Below are 16022 nucleotides of genomic sequence, written 5' to 3' on the forward strand. Positions count from 1 at the left end.
ATATGCATATCTGCTATGTCGTCTCCCGGGGAGCCGAGGGTGACGAGCACGCACGCTCGCTCGAGGAGGTCGACAGCGAAATAACGGTCACCGTCGTGACCGGGGAGGGGTGGACGGAGACGGACGCGGTCGACTGCGTGCTCTATCACGACGCCGCGACGTCGCCGGCGGCCGACGAGCTCCGGTCGGCGTGGCCGTCCGTTCCGTTCGTGTACGTCCTCGAGGGAGCGGGCGGGGAGACCGACTCCGATCCGGCGGGTGGACTCGAGCGTCGCGACGACTGGGTGTCCGAGGAGCTCCATGCACCGACCGCCGTCGTCAGCCGCATCCGGCGGACGGTCGAGCGCGCGTCCGAACTCGCCGAACTGCGAGAGCGCGCCACCCTCTTCTCGAGTCTCATCGAGAACACGTCGGACGTCGTGACGGTGCTCGACGAGCACGGCACGATCCGATACGAGAGCCCGTCGATCAGCGAGGTGCTGGGCTACGACCCCGAAGAGCTGGTCGGAGAGCGCATCTTCGACTACATCCACCCGGACGACATCGGTGACGCCGCCGCCGTCTTTCTGGACGTGATCACGGCCGACGATCGGCGCACGGGCCGCGTTGTGTTCCGGTTTCGTCGCGCCGACGGATCGTGGGTGTACCTCGAGGGAGTCGGCCGAAACCTCCCGGTCAACGGCGACGTCGCCGCGGTGGTCAACACCCGCGAGTTCGTGATCACCTCCAGGGACATCACGGAGATGAAGCGCACGACCGAGGAGCTGCGAAGCACTCGCGATCAGCTGCAGACGATCCTCGAGAACACGCCCGCGGTGGTCTACATGAAGGACCTCGACTGGCGGTACCTCTACGTCAATCCGACGTTCGAGCGCCTCCTCGGCCGATCCCGCGACGAGATACTCGGCAAGCGAACCGAGGAGATCCACGCCGACGCGAACGTCGAGGAGATCAGGGCGATGGACAGCGAGGTGCTCGAGCGCGCGGAACCGCTCGAGCACCTCGAGGAGCTCAGGTTCGACGGCCAGCGCCGGGTGTTTTTCAACGTGCGGGTGCCGCTGTTCGACGCCGACGGCGAGCCGTACGCCATCTACGGGATCGCGACGGAGATCACCGAGCTCAAACAGCGCGAGGAGAGCATGCAGGCCCTCGCCGAGGTTGGCACGCGGCTGCTCGAGTGCGAGACGACGGAGGCGATCGGCGCGGTCGCCGTTTCGGCGGCGAAGTCCATTCTGAACCAGCCGATCACGGCCGTCATGACCCACGACGAGCGGTCGGACGTCCTCCGACCGATCGCGACGACCGAGGAGGCGGTGGAGCTACTGGGGGACTCGCCGTCGATCGAACGCGGGACGGGGATCGCCTGGCGCGTGTTCACGACGGGCGAGCCGTTCGTCTCGAGCGACGTCACCGCCGACCCGGACGCGTACAATCCGGACAGCGCGATCGAAAGCGAGATTATCGTTCCGCTCGGCGAATACGGGGTCCTGGTCGCCGGCTCGACGACGGCCCGCGAGTTCGACGACAAGGACCGCGAGTTCGCGATGATCCTGGCCGCGATGATCCAGGGGACGATGGATCGTGTCGACCGTGAACGACAGCTGCGTACGAAAAACGAGCGTCTCGAGGAGTTCGCCGGCGTCCTGGCACACGACCTGCGGAACCCGCTCACCGTCGCGAAGGGGTACACCGAACTCGCCGAGGAAACGGGCGAACTGGCCTACCTCGAGGACGTCGAGCAGGGTATCGACCGGACGGCGTCGATCGTCGAGGGGCTGCTCGCGATCGCACGAACCGGTCAGGGCGTCGGCGAGTTCGAGGAGCGGCGCCTCGAACGGCTGGCCCGCGACGCCTGGACGGCGGTCGACACCGACGGGGCGACGCTCGAGATCGACGGCGACCGGTCGGTCACCGCAGACGTCAGCTGGCTCCAGCAGCTGTTCGAGAACGGGTTCCGAAACAGCGTCGAACACGGCGGATCGACCGTCGGCGTTCGCGTCGGTGCGCTCGAGGACGGGTTCTACGTCGAAGACGACGGCCCCGGAATCGATTCCGAGCAGAGGGAGCGACTGCTGGGACGGACGGACGCCGAGAGCGACGGTCGGTTCGGGTTCCGGATCATCCGGGACGTCGTCGACGCACACGGCTGGGAGCTGTCGATCACCGACGCCGAGACGGGCGGAGCGCACCTCGCGATCACCGGCGTTCGGTAGCGTTCCCGGCCGCCGGCGACGGCTGCGGGCCGAGCCGCCGCAACGAGCGCGCCCTCATCGCCCTCCGATCTCCCGCTTTGCCTCCTCGGCGTAGGAATCAGCCAGGCGAACCGGCTCTGGCAGTTTGTACCCCGACGACAGCGCGAGCACCGCGTCGGCGGCCGTCTCCGGTCCCACGCGGTGGCCCGGACTCACGTACAGCGGATTGACGTGGCGATTGGACGACTCGTACTGTTTGGTCTGGACCGCGTAGCCGATCAGGGTTCCACCGGGGGCGTCGACTCGAGAATTCGCCTCGATCCCAACCCGAGCGCCGGCCTCGAGTCCTGCCGTCTCCTCCCGAGGGACGCCACAGAGCAGACTCTTGGCGACCCCGATCGCGGGGGCGTCGAGGACGACGCCCATGTGGGTCGCGATGCCGGCCTGCCGGAAGTGGATGCGGCCGCTGCCGTCGAACAGGTATAGGTCGGGGTCGATCTCGAGGGCCTCGACGGCCTCGAGAATCGGCCGTCCCTCCCGAAAGGAGAGCAGGCCGGGAATGTACGGGATCTCGAGCGGCGTCACCGCGTGCGCGCGTTCGATCACCTCGCCGGCTCGCACTGCGACGACGGCGCTGACGGCCCGCTCGTCCTCGAGCAGGAACGACTGATCGACGCCGGCGACGACCGGCGGGTCCGTCCCGCTGGCGGTCGCCGCGAGCGGATCGGCGAGCAGCGACGGGTCGAACGCGAACTCGTCCTCGAAGACGGCGCTCTCGGCGATCTCGCGCTGCAGCGTCTCCATTTCCTCGCGCGTGAGACTCGCGTCGGGGACGAGATCCGGACGGGAGAGGCGGGTCATGGGTGTGGGGTACTCGAGACGGGGAAATGAGTGGCGGGGTTGCAAGCGGCGCGGGTTCGATACCGCAGCTGACTGGGCGCCGGCTCAGAACCGGCCGCGGCCAGGCCCACCGGGGCCGCCCGGTCCTCCGGGACCGCCCGGACCGCCGCCGAGCTGGAACTGGTTCTGGGTGCGGATGTTCTTCGTCCGCTTGACGTACTCGCCGTAGCCGAGACCGATGAGGAGTCCGACGAGGTGGGCCGCGTGAGCGATCGTGCCGCCGCCGCCGGTGCCGATGAAGAAGACGCTGATGACGGCGGTCCCGACGGCCAGCAGCCAGATCGGCACCGGGAGGATGAAGTACAGGTACACCTTGAGGTTCGGGTTCAGGATCGTAAGCACGCCCATGATCGCGAGCGCGGCGCCGCTGGCCCCGAGGACACCGCCCCCGGCCGGTGGGACGCCCTGGAAGAGCTGGACAGCGATCTGGCTGAGCCCCGCGAGGGCGCCGCTGACGACGAAGAGGATCGCGAAGTTACGCGAGCCGACGTAGCGCTCGACCAGCGGCCCGAAGAAGAATATCACGATGCTGTTGAAGACGATGTGCCAGATGCCGAGCGGATCGTGGGCGAACACCGACGTCACCCAGGTCCAGACGTACTCCGGGTTCTGCGGGGTCAACACGAACAGCGCCCGGTGGAGCCCGGCCCCGCCGACGATGAGCGAGAGCCACTGCAAGAGGAACGTCAGCCACATCAGCGCGAGGAACGTGTACGTCATGTTCCCGCGGAAGTACGCGAGCGGCCCGCCGGGACCCGTATCGAACGGCAGTCGATCGGTGAGACTCGAGGCCGTCGCGCCGCCGCCGTTCACGCTGTCGTCGAATCCGCTATCGAACACGCCGCCCGGGTCGTTCCAGCTGTGCAGTCCCGTACAGTTGTGATTCTCCGGGAGCCGGTGTTCGCCACAGTGCGTACCCCCGCAGTGCCGACAGTTGTACGGCATGTTTTCGGACTTCCCACACACGTCGCACGTTGCCATCGGCCGGAGCTATGCGTGGAACCGCTAAGGGGTTTGGGGTTAACGCCCGCCGTCGGACGTAGATTTTTGCCGCCGCAACCCGGAGAGACGGGTGTGAAAGGATACGAGCGCAAGCAGCTGCTCGAGCGCGTCGAGCGCGACGGGGCCACCGTCGGCGCGGACATCCCGGAAACCATCGAGATCCAGGGCGAGGAGATCGACCTCCAGCAGTTCGTCTTCGAGATCAAGCGCCGCGAGACGGTTCCCCCGGGAGAACGCGACCGCGTCGAGCGCGCGAAGAAGAACCTGCGACGCGAGCGCTTAGAGCGCATCGAACGGATCGAGGAGGGCGACATCTCCCGTGCGGAGGGCGACGAACTCGCCCGAAGCGTCATCGGGATCGACCGGGCGCTGAACGCCCTCCAGAGTCTCGGCCCGACCGACTTAGAGCGCGAACAGCAGGCCCAGCAGGCCGCCGACCGCAAGCGCTGGATGTCGTTTCTCAAGAAGGCGCTGGGCAACGACGACGGCGGGGCGGCACGGAGGGGGCGATGACGACCAACGCCGAACTCGCCGCCCGCTTCGAGGAGTTCGCCGACTTACTCGAGGCGAACGACGTCGAGTACAAGCCCCGCGCCTACCGCCGGGCCGCCGAAGCTATCAGCGCCCACCCGGCGCCGATCGCGAACTACGTCGAGTCCGGGAACGAGGCGGCGATCGGGGAGATCGAGGGCGTCGGCGACGCCATCTCCGCGAAGATCGTCGAGTACGTCGAAACGGGCGAGATCGAGGAGCTCGAGGAACTGCGCGCGGAGCTGCCCGTCGATATCGCGGACCTGACGCGGGTCGAGGGCGTCGGTCCGAAGACGGTGGGATCGCTGTACCGGGAACTCGAGATACAGACCCTGGACGACCTCGAGGAAGCCGCCGAGGCGGGCGAGATTCGGGAAGTGAAAGGGTTCGGTCCCAAAACCGAGGAGAACATCCTCGCGAACATCGACTTCGCCCGCGAGATCGGCCAGCGCCAGCTCCTGGGCGAGGCCCGCCCGCTCGCCGACGACGTGCTGGCGTTTCTGGAGGGGCTCGAGGCGGTCGAACGCTGCGAGGTGGCGGGCTCGATCCGCCGGTGGCTCGAGACGATCGGCGATGTCGACGTCCTCGCCGCCACGGAAGATGCGGAGGCGGTGATCGAGTCGCTGCTCGAGTGGGACTCCGTCGACGCCGAGATCGAGTCCGGCCCCGAGAAGGCGAGCGTCCGCGTCGGCGAGATCCGCGTCGATCTGCGAGTCGTCGTCCCCGAGGAGTTCGGCTCCGCACTGCAGTACTTCACCGGAAGCAAGGATCACAACGTCCGCCTGCGTAACTACGCCATCGAGCGCGGGATGAAGCTCAACGAGTACGGCGCCTTCGACGTCTCGGAGATCGACGACCCCGATTCCGGTGAGGGAACCGACGGTTCGCGAACGTCGTCGGACCGGGGGTCCGACGGAAGCCAGCGCGTCGGCGAGCGTGTGGCAGGGGAAACCGAGGAGGGGATGTACGAGGCGCTCGGGCTCCCGTGGATGGCCCCCGAACTGCGCGAGGATCGAGGCGAGATCGACGCCGCGGCGAACGGCACCCTTCCGGACCTGCTCGAGCGTGCGGACGTCCGCGGCGACCTCCACACCCACACCGAGTGGTCCGACGGCAACAACACGATCGAGGAGATGATCGCCGCCGCCGTGGAGCGGGGGTACGAGTACTACGCGATCGCCGACCACGCCGAGGGGCCGGGCGTGGTGGCGGATATGGGTCTTTCGAACGACGAGATCCTCGAGCAGGTCGAGGCGATCCGCGACGCCGCGGCGGGCGTCGACCTCGAGGTCTTTACGGGCATCGAGGCGAACGTCGACGCCGAGGGCGATATCGGCCTCTCCGATGCGGTGATCGACGCCCTGGACGTGATCGTCGCCTCGCCACACAGCGCGCTCGACCAGGACTCCGATGTCGCCGGCGAGCGCCTGCTGCGGGCGATCGAGAACCCCGCCGTCGATATTCTGGGCCACCCGAGCGGCCGGCTGCTCAACCAGCGCGAGGGGCTCGCTATCGACGCCGCAGCCCTCGGAGAGGCGGCCGCCGAACACGGCACCGCCCTCGAGGTCAACGCCAACCCCCGCCGACTCGACCTGCGGGGCAGCGCCGTGCAAGCGGCCATCGAGGCGGGTGCGGTCATCGCGGTCAACACCGACGCCCACCGGCCGTCGACCCTCGAGTACATGCGCTGGGGGGTCCACACCGCCCGCCGCGGCTGGGCCGAACCCGCGGACGTGCTCAACACCTGGCCGCTCGAGGACGTCCGGGCGTTCCTGCACTGACCCTCGGCCCGCCAGAGACGGATGGCCGAAACCGAACCCCGATTCCTGCTCGACGTGATGTGCGGCGGCCTCGTCGCCTACCTGCGGATGTGTGGCTACGACACCGCGTATGCGGGTGAGCGGGGCCTCGAGGCCGACGACGACCTGCTCGCCGTCGCCCGCGCGGAGGAACGGGTGGTCGTGACTCGAGACGTCGAACTCGCGGGACGACTCCCCGAGGAGCGGTCGATCCTGCTCGCGGCGCGGGAGGTCGAGGATCAGTTGGCGGAACTATCGGGTGCGGGCGTTTCCCTCGAGTTACCCGACGAGCCGACGCGCTGTGGGCGGTGCAACGGGCGTCTCGAGCGGGTCGAGCCGGAGGAGCGGACGCCCGAGTACGCCCCCGATCCGTCGGGAACGGGGGTGTGGCGGTGTCTCGAGTGCGGACAGCTGTTCTGGAAGGGGAGCCACTGGGAGCGGGTTCGGGAGACGCTCTCGAGGACCTCTCAGTAAGTACGACGGCGCTCCGCGTAGGCGAGGATTCGGCTACGTACGCGGGTGATAGGTAGAACCGAAATCATTTACCCGGATACATGATGTTCAGGTAGTATGGATCGGACTGACTGGTTCCTCGCGGTGATCGCCTACCTCTTGACGATTATGACGACTGATCTCATCGGCGGAAACCAGCCGATGATCGTCTCGGCCCCCCTTCTCATCCTTCTGTACGGCCTCCCGGTCTATCTGATTGCCGTGCTGTTCGTCGAGCACCTGTTCATCCCGTGGGCGGGTGCGAGGGGCGGAAAAATCGAAGCTCAGTAGGATCGGTTTCCGGCGAATCGAACGCAGGGAGTTCGAGGCCCGGATCGGCGGTCGGCGACGAAGCACTCGCACGAAACACACCGAAGCCTCACCCTCCCCAACCGACTCGCTCGGCTCCGCCTCGCTCGCCCCTCACGCGGAGTCGAGTCGAGGGCTCACGCGAGTTCGCCCTTGACGCAGCGCGTGCCGCGGAGGAAGGACGAGAGGGGTCGGTTTAGTGGATGGAGGCCGAGCGGAATCAGTACACTGCGACGTCGTCGAACTTCCCGCCGTAGGCGATGTGTCGCGGGTGGGTCGGCTCGGTGCCCGAGAGGAACAGCCGGTCGACCTTCTCCCAGGTGTTCTCGTAAAAGAGGTGGCCGAGTTCGGCGGCCGTCGTCCGCCAGCGCCGGAATCCGTTGTCGTAGACGACCCGGCGGGGCGCTCGCTCGCGGAAGGCGCGAACGAGGTCCGCCCCGCGCTCGAGGCCGCTTTCCAGTTCGAACTCGGTGTAGGCGACGCCCACGGAGCCCGACAGGTGGGCGTAGGAGGAGGTAAACGGCGGGAGATCGAGTTCGTCCGCGATCTCCCTGGCTCGCCGGTTGTGGGCCGGGCGGTGTTTGGGGTTGAAGATCTCGACGGCGTCGACCGCCTCGCGGTGCTCCCGGAGGTCGGCTTCGGTCAGCGAGACGTTCGCGAACTCCGGGTGCGGCGCGAGGACCGCCGCGTCCTGGCGCTCGAACTCGGCCATCGCCGCCTCGAGGGTGATGAAATCCGGCACCGGCTCGGCGAGGCCGACCGCGAGGACGTGTTTCCGGGTTCGCCACGAGCCGGTGAACACCTCGCGGGCGGGGATCACGAGCAGGTCGTCGCTGGAGTAGCGATCGGCGCGGGCGCGAATCTCCGGGAGCCGAGTGAAGTGCGGGGCGTAGACGATCGCGTCGAGGTTCGCCCGCCGCGCGCGCTCGAGCACCCGTTCGTTCAAAACCTTCACGTGGCAGTCGACTCGAGCCGTCACTCCATCGCTCACGGGGGCAGCTTTCACGACCGGGGGGTTATGAATTCTGATTTGGCGTCGGGGTCACGCCGTCGAGTGGCGAAAAGGCCATAACCACGGCCCGACGATTCAGCGAACGAGAACGAATGGCCTGGGAATGCGGGATCGACGACTGCGGTGCCGCCTTCGACGACGTCGAATCGGCGATCCGCCACCAAGCGAACGAACACGAGCGTCTCGAGTGTAAGGTCTGTGGAACGGTCGTTCCCGACGGGTACGTCGCTATCAGACACGTGTTCACCGAACACAGCCGCGCGGAGTACGTCCGCGCCTACGGGGCGAACTCCGAGGACGTCCGTCACCGCGAGCGGGTGCTCGAAGAGATAGAAGCGGTCGTCGACGTTCAGGCGCTGACGAACGAGTTGTAGTCCGTTACCGTTCGTCCGAATCCAGCACCCGAATCTGGTCGCCGCGAACCGTCACCGGAATCGGAACCGTCGCCTCGTACAGTTCGACCGTCACCTGATCTTTGCCCTCGTCGATGCGCTGGACCTGGGCCTTCTCACCCTTGAACGGTCCCGCGATGAGCTCGACGATGTCTCCCTCGGCGATCCCCTCGACGTCCGGCTTCGGCGAGAGGAAGTGCTCGACTTCGGAGATGTCCGACTCGCCGGGAACGATACTACGCGCGTGGGGAATGTCCTCGAGCACCCGTTCCAAGACGGCGTTGCCGTCGGCTTCGACCATCACGTAGGAGGTGAGCGAGTCGGGCGCCAGGGCGGCGTGGACCTCCGGCTCCTCGCGGTTGATGATCATCTCTGCGACCGTTCGCTCCTGGCTCGCAGTGGTCTTTACGGCGTAGATCGGCATCAGACGCCACCTGTACCCGTCAACAGGAGCATGACCACGCCGATCACGAAGCCGATGAATCCGATGAAGAGGATTCCGGCGCCGGCGATCTTCGAGACCTGGAGGAACTCCTGTTTCGTCGGTGTCGTCGCCATCTTCAACACTCGAACGTACGAGGTGAGGTCGTACGGAACGTCCATATCTGTGTGTTTACAGCGCGGGCCCTTTTATCTGTCTTTCGTGTCCGCGCCGTGACGGTCACGGTCCGCGACACCTACCGGTTGCACTCGCCGGCACAACGCCCACACGCGTTTCGGTGGTACCGCCGAACATGGCAGAAGACGATACCGACCGGCGAGACGAGCACGAGGCGGAACGGGAGGCGGAGATCGAGGACGAACTCGAGCGCATCGACCGCGACCCCGACGAGGTCGACGACGGCGACGACGACCTCGGGAAACAGAACGCCCCGCGTCGCGACGAGGAGTGACTCGGCCGAGGAACGGAGAGGGGGTTCGAGCCCGGTAAAGCGCGTTTCTCACCGCACGGCAACGATCGGATTCTCGAGGTCGGTTCGCTCAGTCGCACAGCACAAATCGGAGATTCGCTGGCTCGACGAAGCTACGCCTCGTCGAACAACTCCTCGCCGTCGACCATGTGCTCGGCGACGGCGTCCATGTCGAGCGTGACGCCGATGCCCGGCTCCTCGGGGATCTCGATGTAGCCCTCCTCGATGACGTCTTCCTCGACCAGGTCTTCCCACCAGCCGAGCTGGTAGCTGTGGTACTCGACGGCCAGCGAGTTCGGGATCGCCACGCCGACGTGGGCGCTCGCGACCGTCGCGATCGGCGAGGAGACGTTGTGCATCGCGACCGGCACGTAGTACATGTCCGCGAGGTCCGCGATCTTCTTCGTCTCGCGCATCCCACCGACCTTCGGCATGTCCGGCGCGATGATGTCGACCGCCTGGTTCTCGAGCAGCTGGCGCTGGCCGTGCTTGCGGTAGACGTTCTCGCCCACCGTGATTGGGGTCGTCGTCGACTGGGTGACCTCCCGCTGGACGTCGTGGTTCTCCGGAGGCACGGGGTCCTCGAGCCACCAGACCGAGTAGTCCTCGAGCGCCCTCGCGAGGCGTTTGGCGCTCCCCGCCGAAAACGTCCAGTGACAGTCGAAAGCTACGTCGGCGCGGTGGCCGACGCGCTCGGTGACCGCCTCGACGATGCTCACTTTGTGGTCGATTTCGACGTCGCGCAGGTGGCGGTTCGCGCGATCTTTCTCGTGGCCCGAGGGAACGTCGAGGTCGAACTTCAGCGCGTCGTAGCCGAGTTCTTCGACGACGCGTTCGGCCTCGTCGGCACAGGCCGTCGGGTCGGCCTCGTCGGCGGTGTGACAGTCGCAGTAGACGCGCATCTGATCGCGGTACTTCCCACCGAGAAGCTGGTAGGCGGGAACGTCGAGGATCTTCCCCGCGAGGTCGTGCAGCGCGATTTCGATGCCCGAGATCGCGGTCACCGTGATGCCCGCGAGCGAGCCCTCGCCGGACATCTTCTGGACGAGATGTTCGGTGAGCCGGTCGATATCCAGCGGGTTCTCCCCCTGCAGAAACGGCTTCATCCGCTCGATCAACTCGGGCGCGCCGGCGCCCCAGTAGGCCTCGCCGGTGCCGACGATCCCCGTATCGGTGTAGACGCGCACGAGCGTCCACGGGAAGTTGCCGTCGACCATCGTCGTCTGAATATCGGTGATCTCGACGTCGCGGTCGCCGCCGCGCGCTCGCGTGACGCCCATGGTTTCCGCCGAGAGGTCCCGCATCGTGTACTCGGCGTTGGGGTCGTGGAGCTGTGAGTAGTCGATGCCCATACGACACCACTGACTCGAGTCGTAGTAAAACCTTATACCTCCCGGCGGGGTCGAGCGAGCGCGAACTCCCTCGAGGCCCACCAGTGAGACGTTCACACGCTCGACTCAATGACGTGTTGCTCTCACGGTGGCCGAACGACGGGCGGACGCCGTCACTCGAGGAAGCCGACGATCTCCGCGGGCGAGGCGTCGAAGCCGCCAGCCTGAGCCGCGGTCTCGGAACCGCCGCCCCCGCCGCCGAACTCGGCGGTGAGTTCGTCGACGACCGCAGACGCCGCCGGCGAGCCCGCGGAGGCGACGACGGCGAACGGCTGTCCGGTCTCACCGGCGACGACGACCACGTCCGCAGCCGACTCCGCACACCGCGCTCGAGCGGCCTCGCCGACGGTGTCCGGCTCGACGCCCGACACCGTAGCGAGGAGCCACCGACCATCGTCGCGGTCGACCGGCGACGCCGCGTCGAGTCGCTGCGCGACGAGTTCGCCCTCGAGCGTTCGAACGCGCCCGGCCAGCGATTCGCGCTCGTCTCGGAGCCGCTCGAGTTCGGCGGGGACGGCGTCGACGGCGGCGCCGAGGACGTCCTTGCCGGCGAGCGTCGCGCGCTTTTCGGCGGTGCGACGCTCGATCGCCCGCGGCCCCACGGCGAGTTCGATCCGCGTCAGCCCCTCGCCCGGATTGGACCGGTCGAGGACGGTGACGGGGCCGACTTCGCGCGTGTTTCGGACGTGCGTTCCGCCGCAGGCGGCGACGTCCCAGGCGTCGGCCCCGTTCCCGTTGGCTCGCGGGTCGGGGCGCCCGCTGGTGTCGGCCGCGCCGATCGTGACGACCCGAACTCGGCCCCGGCTCATCGCGCCCTCCTCGGTCGCCTCGTTGAACGCGATCGACTCGTGCTCGCGGGCCTCGGCGGCTGAGAGCTCCTCCCAGGAGACGGGACGGGACTCCCAGACCGCCCGGTTGACCAGTTCGTCGAGTTCGACCAGCGTCTCGTCGCCGATCGTCGTCGTCGTCTCGAGGTCGACCCGGACTTTCTCCTCGCCGATGTCGAACCCGCCGTAGCCGAGGTCCGAGAGGAGCCGTCGACCTGCGCCGTAAAGGATGTGACTCGCCGTGTGCGCGCGCATACAGTACATCCGGAAGGCCCAGTCGATCGAGCACATGACCCGGTGGCCCGCCCGGAACGACGGCTCCTCGGCGAGGACGTGGACGTGTTCGCCGTCGACGATCTGGACGTCGTCGACGGGAACGTCACCGATCGTCCCGCGGTCGGCCGGCTGCCCGCCGCTTTCGGCGTAGAAGTAACTCGTCTCGAGCCAGATCCGCGTGCCGTCGACTGCCGTCACCTCGGTTTCGAATCGTGTGGTGTACGGCTCCGCTGCCGCCCGTTGTCCGCTCATCGCTCACACTCCGTCCGCCTCGGATAAAAGTCTGCCCGCCGGGCCCGGACGACGGGGCGGTGGCCGCCGACGCCCCGTCGGGTGCCGAACAGTCAGGAACGGCCGACGGTCGCATACCGTGCTACCTAATGACGCAGGCTTTATCCGGTGGCAGCCTACGGGTCACATGGCACCACGTTCCCCTACCGTCACGGAACAGCGTCGCCGCCAGCTGGCGCACAGGCAGCTCGAACAGACCGTCGAGCGCCTCGAGGTCACGGAACGACGTCTCACGCAGGTTCACAACACGCTGAAAGCAGTGGCACAGGACGCCGGCATCGCCGTCGGCGGCCCGTGCGGTCGGTGCGACCGGAGCTTCCTGCTGATCGCCGAGGGAACGATGCGCTGTCCGGCGTGTGGCTACCGGCGCAGCCTGTAACCGGCTACTCCGCGAGTTCGATCCCGAGGCGCTCCTCGAGAGCCGTAATCAGGCCGCCGCCGACGCCGGCCTGGGTCGCACGGCCCTGCTCGACCGCGAGCAGGTCCGACTCTCGAGCGCCGAGTTCCGTCGCGAGCTCCTCGCGCTGGAGACCCGCCTCCTGGCGCGCCTCTGTCAGCACCTCGCCGTAGCCCGAAACGAGGTACGGAAGCGGGTCCTCGTCGTAGTTCGTCCCCTCGCGCTCCCAGTGCTCCGAGTCGCCGTCCCACACGGGGTTCGCCTTCGCGACGTTCTGGGCCGCGCGTTTCTTCCGGCTCGTCTCGTCCCGGCCACTTCCCTGGGACTCTCCGCGCGAGCGGTTCGATTTCGTCTTCCGCGTGTCGTCGTGTGGGGCACAGCTCGAACAGACCTCGAGTTCGGCGCCGGCGACGGTCGCCAGTCGGAGCGAGTCGCTCTCGGCGCCACAGAGCTCGCAGGTCGTTCCGCCGCCACCCGACGACGACCCCGTCGAGTACTTAGCCATGCCATCGTTTGGCACCTGCCGCATTTCAAATCTCCGTTCCCGGTGACCGCGTGCGACCCCGACGCAGACGCGCGGCAAAGGAAAGGGCTTTTATAACCACACTGGATACGGTTGAGTGCAGAAAAGCAGACGCGAGCGTGGGTAGCCAAGCTAGGCCAACGGCGCAGCGTTGAGGGCGCTGTCCCGTAGGGGTCCGCCGGTTCAAATCCGGTCCCACGCATCGCACGCGCGGGTTTCCCGCCACACGATGCAGGTGATCTCCCTTCGTGGACATCACCCACGCATAACCTTACTGCGGTACCACCGACCGGCGAGCGACGCTCATCGGTGACCGGGAACTCGAGCCGTCGCTTTCGGTCTCGAACACCGTCGTATCGCGAGAAGCACCCCTCCGAGCCGTCGCTACACTCGACAAGATGGAGGGACGTCGGTGGCACACCACGCCGGCAAAAGTCCAGTGTACGGGCGACCGCCGCACAACGCCCGCCCGTAACCGCACACAGATTCCTCCCGAGGCCTCCATCGTCGGAGGCGTCTCAACGAATACGACCCGATCACACGGTTCCACGCCCGGAGTATGCAAGCAATATTTGTATTCAGAAGACTGTCGACCGCGCCGGACAGTAATCGCTTTTTGTACCCGCCACCGAGAACCGGCTATGGAGTACGTCACTCGAGAGCGAGTTCCGCTGCTTACCGGGCTGTTGAGTGTGGTATCGCTGGCGCTCGTCTTCAGCGCGGCGGGCGGCGTGATCCCCTCGAGCGCCGTTCCCGCGCCACCGGAGTGGGTACTCGACGCCATTCCGGCGATCAACGCCGCGATCAGCCTGGTCGCGATCGGGACGATTCTCGCCGGCTGGCGGGCCGTTCGCCGGCGGCGCATCGACCGCCATCGAACGCTCATGCTCGTCTCGGTCGCGCTGTTCGCGACGTTTCTCGTCCTCTATCTCTACCGGCTGGTCGTCGTCGGCGGCGCCGCCGAGTTCACCGGCCCCGACGCGGTCTACCGGTTCGTCTACCTCCCCGTACTCGGCGTCCACATGCTGCTCGCGATCGTCTGCATCCCGCTGCTGTACTACGTTCTCTTGCTCGCTGCCAGCCACTCGATCGCCGAACTCCCCCGGACGCGTCATCCAACGATCGGCCGGATCGCGGCGGCGCTGTGGCTCGTCTCATTCGCGCTCGGAACGGTCGTCTACGTGCTGTTACATCAGCTGTACTGACCCTCGAGGCGGGAGCGGTCGGACTCGCCACGCGGTCGACGTACTCGCCGCACCCGCAGCCGTCGAATCCGCCGGATGGCCGGCCGTGACGTCGAGGGGTCAGTCGTCGGCGAACACCGACTCGTCTCCGATCTCCGGTCGCGTCACCTCGCGGTCGGTCGCCTCGCCTTCGATGTCGTAGGGGTACTCGCCGGTGACACAGCCCAGACAGAGGTCGAGCCGCTCGCGCTGGAGGACCTCGGCGACGGCGTCGACCGACAGGTACGACAGGCTGTCCGCGTCGATCGCCTCGCGGATCTCGTCGGTCGACTTATCGGCGGCCATGAGCTCCTCGCGGGTGGCCATGTCGATTCCCATGTAGCAGGGGGCGACGATCGGCGGCGCGCCGATGCGCATGTGAACCTCGGCCGCACCGCAATCTTTGAGCAACTGGACGAGTTGCGTCGACGTCGTCCCGCGGACGATCGAGTCGTCGATGAGGGTGACGGATTTGCCCTCGACGGTGCTCTTGATCGGGTTGAGCTTCAGGCGAACCGCCCGCTCGCGCTCGTCCTGGGTGGGCATGATGAACGTCCGGCCGACGTACCGGTTTTTCATCAGCCCCTCCGCGAACTCGACGTCCGCGTCGCTCTCCTCGTTCGCGCCCTCGGCGTAGCCAGCCGCGAACGCCCGCCCCGAGTCCGGAACGGGCATCACCACGTCCGAGACGACGCCGCTTTCCTCCCAGAGCTTGCGGCCGAGTTCCCGGCGGGCCTCGTAGACGAGCGTGCCGTCGATGACGCTGTCCGGGCGGGCGAAGTAGACGTGTTCGAAGAAGCAGTGAGCCGTGTTCTCGGCCTCGAACAGCTGGTAGGAGTCGAAGCCGCTCCCGCCGTCTCGCAGGACGACGAGTTCGCCCGGGCGGACGTCGCGGACGAGGTCGCCGTCCAGGGTGTCGATCGCCGCCGACTCCGAGGCGATCATGTAACCGTCCTCGAGTTTTCCGAGACAGAGCGGACGGTTCCCCTGCGGGTCGCGCACCCCCATGATCGTCTCGTCGTGGCTGATCGCCAGCGAGTAGGAGCCGTGGATGCGCCCCATCGTGCGCTTGACGGCGCGGATCAGGTCCTCCTCGAGTAAGTTCCGCGCGAGATCGTGAGCGATCACCTCGGTGTCGCCGTCGCTCGTGAAGGCGTGGCCGATTCCCGCGAGTTCGTCGCGGATCTCGTCGGCGTTCACCAGGTTGCCGTTGTGGCTGAGGCCGAGCGAGCCGGACTTGAACGAGACCGAGAACGGCTGGGCGCAGCTGGTGTCGAGGCTGCCCGACGTGGGGTAGCGGACGTGGCCGATGCCGGCGTGGCCGGCCAGCGCGTCGAGGTCGTGCTCCCCGAAGACGTCGCCGACGAGCCCCGTGTCGACGTGGCTGTGCTGCTGGAACCCGTCGTGGGTGACGATCCCCGCCGACTCCTGGCCGCGGTGCTGGAGCGCGTAGAGGCCGTAGTACAGCGGCCGCGCCGCGTTACGACCGTCGAGTGAGACGCCGACGACGCCGCACTTCTCGGTCATTCCCGTTCGCCGGGGAGTCTCGCCCCG

18 protein-coding genes and 1 tRNA gene are annotated in these 16022 nt (G+C 67.3%); 10 read left to right on the forward strand and 9 right to left on the reverse strand.

The genetic code is table 11. The features are described from left to right. The first annotated feature begins 2 nt into the window (after positions 1-2). A complete protein-coding gene (locus tag NMQ11_RS11200) occupies positions 3-2213 on the forward strand; it encodes a PAS domain S-box protein (protein WP_255168136.1) in 2211 nt (736 codons plus the stop codon). A 54-nt stretch (positions 2214-2267) separates the two neighbouring features. On the opposite strand, the gene NMQ11_RS11205 is transcribed toward NMQ11_RS11200, so the two are convergent. Together NMQ11_RS11205 and NMQ11_RS11210 are read right to left on the reverse strand one after the other, a co-directional pair. Beyond that, entirely contained in the window at positions 2268-3053 is a 786-nt protein-coding gene (locus tag NMQ11_RS11205; protein WP_255168138.1) for an endonuclease V, read from the reverse strand. Positions 3054-3137: 84 nt separating this feature from the next. Next, the gene (locus NMQ11_RS11210) at positions 3138-4073 is read right to left on the reverse strand and encodes a rhomboid family intramembrane serine protease (protein ID WP_255168141.1); all 936 of its coding nucleotides are present in this window, start codon (positions 4071-4073) and stop codon (positions 3138-3140) included. 93 nt (positions 4074-4166) lie between these two features. On the opposite strand from NMQ11_RS11210, the gene NMQ11_RS11215 reads away from it, so the two are divergent. The 4 genes from NMQ11_RS11215 to NMQ11_RS11230 all read left to right on the forward strand — a co-directional run bounded on the left by NMQ11_RS11215 (position 4167) and on the right by NMQ11_RS11230 (position 7207). Continuing rightward, positions 4167-4607 carry a DUF5788 family protein gene (locus NMQ11_RS11215; protein ID WP_255168144.1) on the forward strand — a complete coding sequence of 147 codons (441 nt, stop codon included), beginning with the start codon at positions 4167-4169 and terminating at the stop codon, positions 4605-4607. Next, positions 4604-6406 carry a DNA polymerase/3'-5' exonuclease PolX gene (locus tag NMQ11_RS11220; RefSeq protein ID WP_255168146.1) on the forward strand — a complete coding sequence of 601 codons (1803 nt, stop codon included), beginning with the start codon at positions 4604-4606 and terminating at the stop codon, positions 6404-6406. Before NMQ11_RS11215 ends, NMQ11_RS11220 begins: the two co-directional genes overlap by 4 nt. A gap of 21 nt (positions 6407-6427) precedes the next feature. Next, positions 6428-6898 (forward strand): Mut7-C RNAse domain-containing protein, encoded by a 471-nt coding sequence (locus NMQ11_RS11225; RefSeq protein WP_255168148.1) that lies wholly within the window; start codon positions 6428-6430, stop codon positions 6896-6898. Between the two features lie 96 nt (positions 6899-6994). Beyond that, a complete protein-coding gene (locus NMQ11_RS11230) occupies positions 6995-7207 on the forward strand; it encodes a hypothetical protein (protein ID WP_255168150.1) in 213 nt (70 codons plus the stop codon). 238 nt (positions 7208-7445) lie between these two features. Here NMQ11_RS11230 and NMQ11_RS11235 read toward each other — a convergent pair whose 3' ends face one another. Continuing rightward, positions 7446-8204 (reverse strand): PHP-associated domain-containing protein, encoded by a 759-nt coding sequence (locus tag NMQ11_RS11235; protein ID WP_255170888.1) that lies wholly within the window; start codon positions 8202-8204, stop codon positions 7446-7448. Between the two features lie 125 nt (positions 8205-8329). On the opposite strand from NMQ11_RS11235, the gene NMQ11_RS11240 reads away from it, so the two are divergent. Continuing rightward, complete coding sequence (locus tag NMQ11_RS11240; protein WP_255168152.1) at positions 8330-8611, forward strand: DUF7565 family protein; 282 nt, start codon at positions 8330-8332, stop codon at positions 8609-8611. A 4-nt stretch (positions 8612-8615) separates the two neighbouring features. Here NMQ11_RS11240 and NMQ11_RS11245 read toward each other — a convergent pair whose 3' ends face one another. Together NMQ11_RS11245 and NMQ11_RS11250 are read right to left on the reverse strand one after the other, a co-directional pair. Next, positions 8616-9053 (reverse strand): transcription elongation factor Spt5, encoded by a 438-nt coding sequence (locus NMQ11_RS11245; RefSeq protein WP_255168154.1) that lies wholly within the window; start codon positions 9051-9053, stop codon positions 8616-8618. Next, positions 9053-9232, reverse strand: coding sequence for a protein translocase SEC61 complex subunit gamma (locus NMQ11_RS11250; RefSeq protein ID WP_255168155.1), 180 nt, complete (start codon positions 9230-9232; stop codon positions 9053-9055). Before NMQ11_RS11250 ends, NMQ11_RS11245 begins: the two co-directional genes overlap by 1 nt. Before the next feature lie 131 nt (positions 9233-9363). Here NMQ11_RS11250 and NMQ11_RS11255 point away from each other — a divergent pair, with 131 nt between their 5' ends. Then, on the forward strand, positions 9364-9522 hold the full coding sequence (locus tag NMQ11_RS11255) for a hypothetical protein (RefSeq protein ID WP_255168156.1): 159 nt from the start codon (positions 9364-9366) through the stop codon (positions 9520-9522). 131 nt (positions 9523-9653) lie between these two features. Here the strand turns inward: NMQ11_RS11255 and NMQ11_RS11260 are convergent, their stop codons facing one another. Together NMQ11_RS11260 and NMQ11_RS11265 are read right to left on the reverse strand one after the other, a co-directional pair. After that, positions 9654-10892 carry a mandelate racemase/muconate lactonizing enzyme family protein gene (locus tag NMQ11_RS11260; protein ID WP_255168157.1) on the reverse strand — a complete coding sequence of 413 codons (1239 nt, stop codon included), beginning with the start codon at positions 10890-10892 and terminating at the stop codon, positions 9654-9656. Positions 10893-11044: 152 nt separating this feature from the next. Next, positions 11045-12286: an alanyl-tRNA editing protein gene (locus NMQ11_RS11265; RefSeq protein WP_255168159.1), complete on the reverse strand. Its 1242-nt coding sequence runs from the start codon at positions 12284-12286 to the stop codon at positions 11045-11047. A 166-nt stretch (positions 12287-12452) separates the two neighbouring features. Between NMQ11_RS11265 and NMQ11_RS11270 the strand changes: the two genes are divergently transcribed. After that, complete coding sequence (locus NMQ11_RS11270) at positions 12453-12704, forward strand: hypothetical protein (RefSeq protein ID WP_255168161.1); 252 nt, start codon at positions 12453-12455, stop codon at positions 12702-12704. A gap of 4 nt (positions 12705-12708) precedes the next feature. Here NMQ11_RS11270 and NMQ11_RS11275 read toward each other — a convergent pair whose 3' ends face one another. Further along, positions 12709-13227, reverse strand: coding sequence for a helix-turn-helix domain-containing protein (locus NMQ11_RS11275; protein ID WP_255168163.1), 519 nt, complete (start codon positions 13225-13227; stop codon positions 12709-12711). A gap of 135 nt (positions 13228-13362) precedes the next feature. On the opposite strand from NMQ11_RS11275, the gene NMQ11_RS11280 reads away from it, so the two are divergent. Both NMQ11_RS11280 and NMQ11_RS11285 read left to right on the forward strand, forming a co-directional pair. Then, positions 13363-13447: transfer RNA gene (locus NMQ11_RS11280), tRNA-Leu, on the forward strand. 439 nt (positions 13448-13886) lie between these two features. Next, positions 13887-14450 carry a DUF420 domain-containing protein gene (locus NMQ11_RS11285; RefSeq protein WP_255168165.1) on the forward strand — a complete coding sequence of 188 codons (564 nt, stop codon included), beginning with the start codon at positions 13887-13889 and terminating at the stop codon, positions 14448-14450. A gap of 99 nt (positions 14451-14549) precedes the next feature. On the opposite strand, the gene purF is transcribed toward NMQ11_RS11285, so the two are convergent. Further along, positions 14550-15995: an amidophosphoribosyltransferase gene (purF, locus tag NMQ11_RS11290; protein WP_255170889.1), complete on the reverse strand. Its 1446-nt coding sequence runs from the start codon at positions 15993-15995 to the stop codon at positions 14550-14552. Positions 15996-16022 lie beyond the last annotated feature (27 nt).

Source organism: Natrononativus amylolyticus (genome assembly GCF_024362525.1).
In the GTDB taxonomy this organism is placed as follows: Archaea; Halobacteriota; Halobacteria; order Halobacteriales; family Natrialbaceae; genus Natrononativus; species Natrononativus amylolyticus.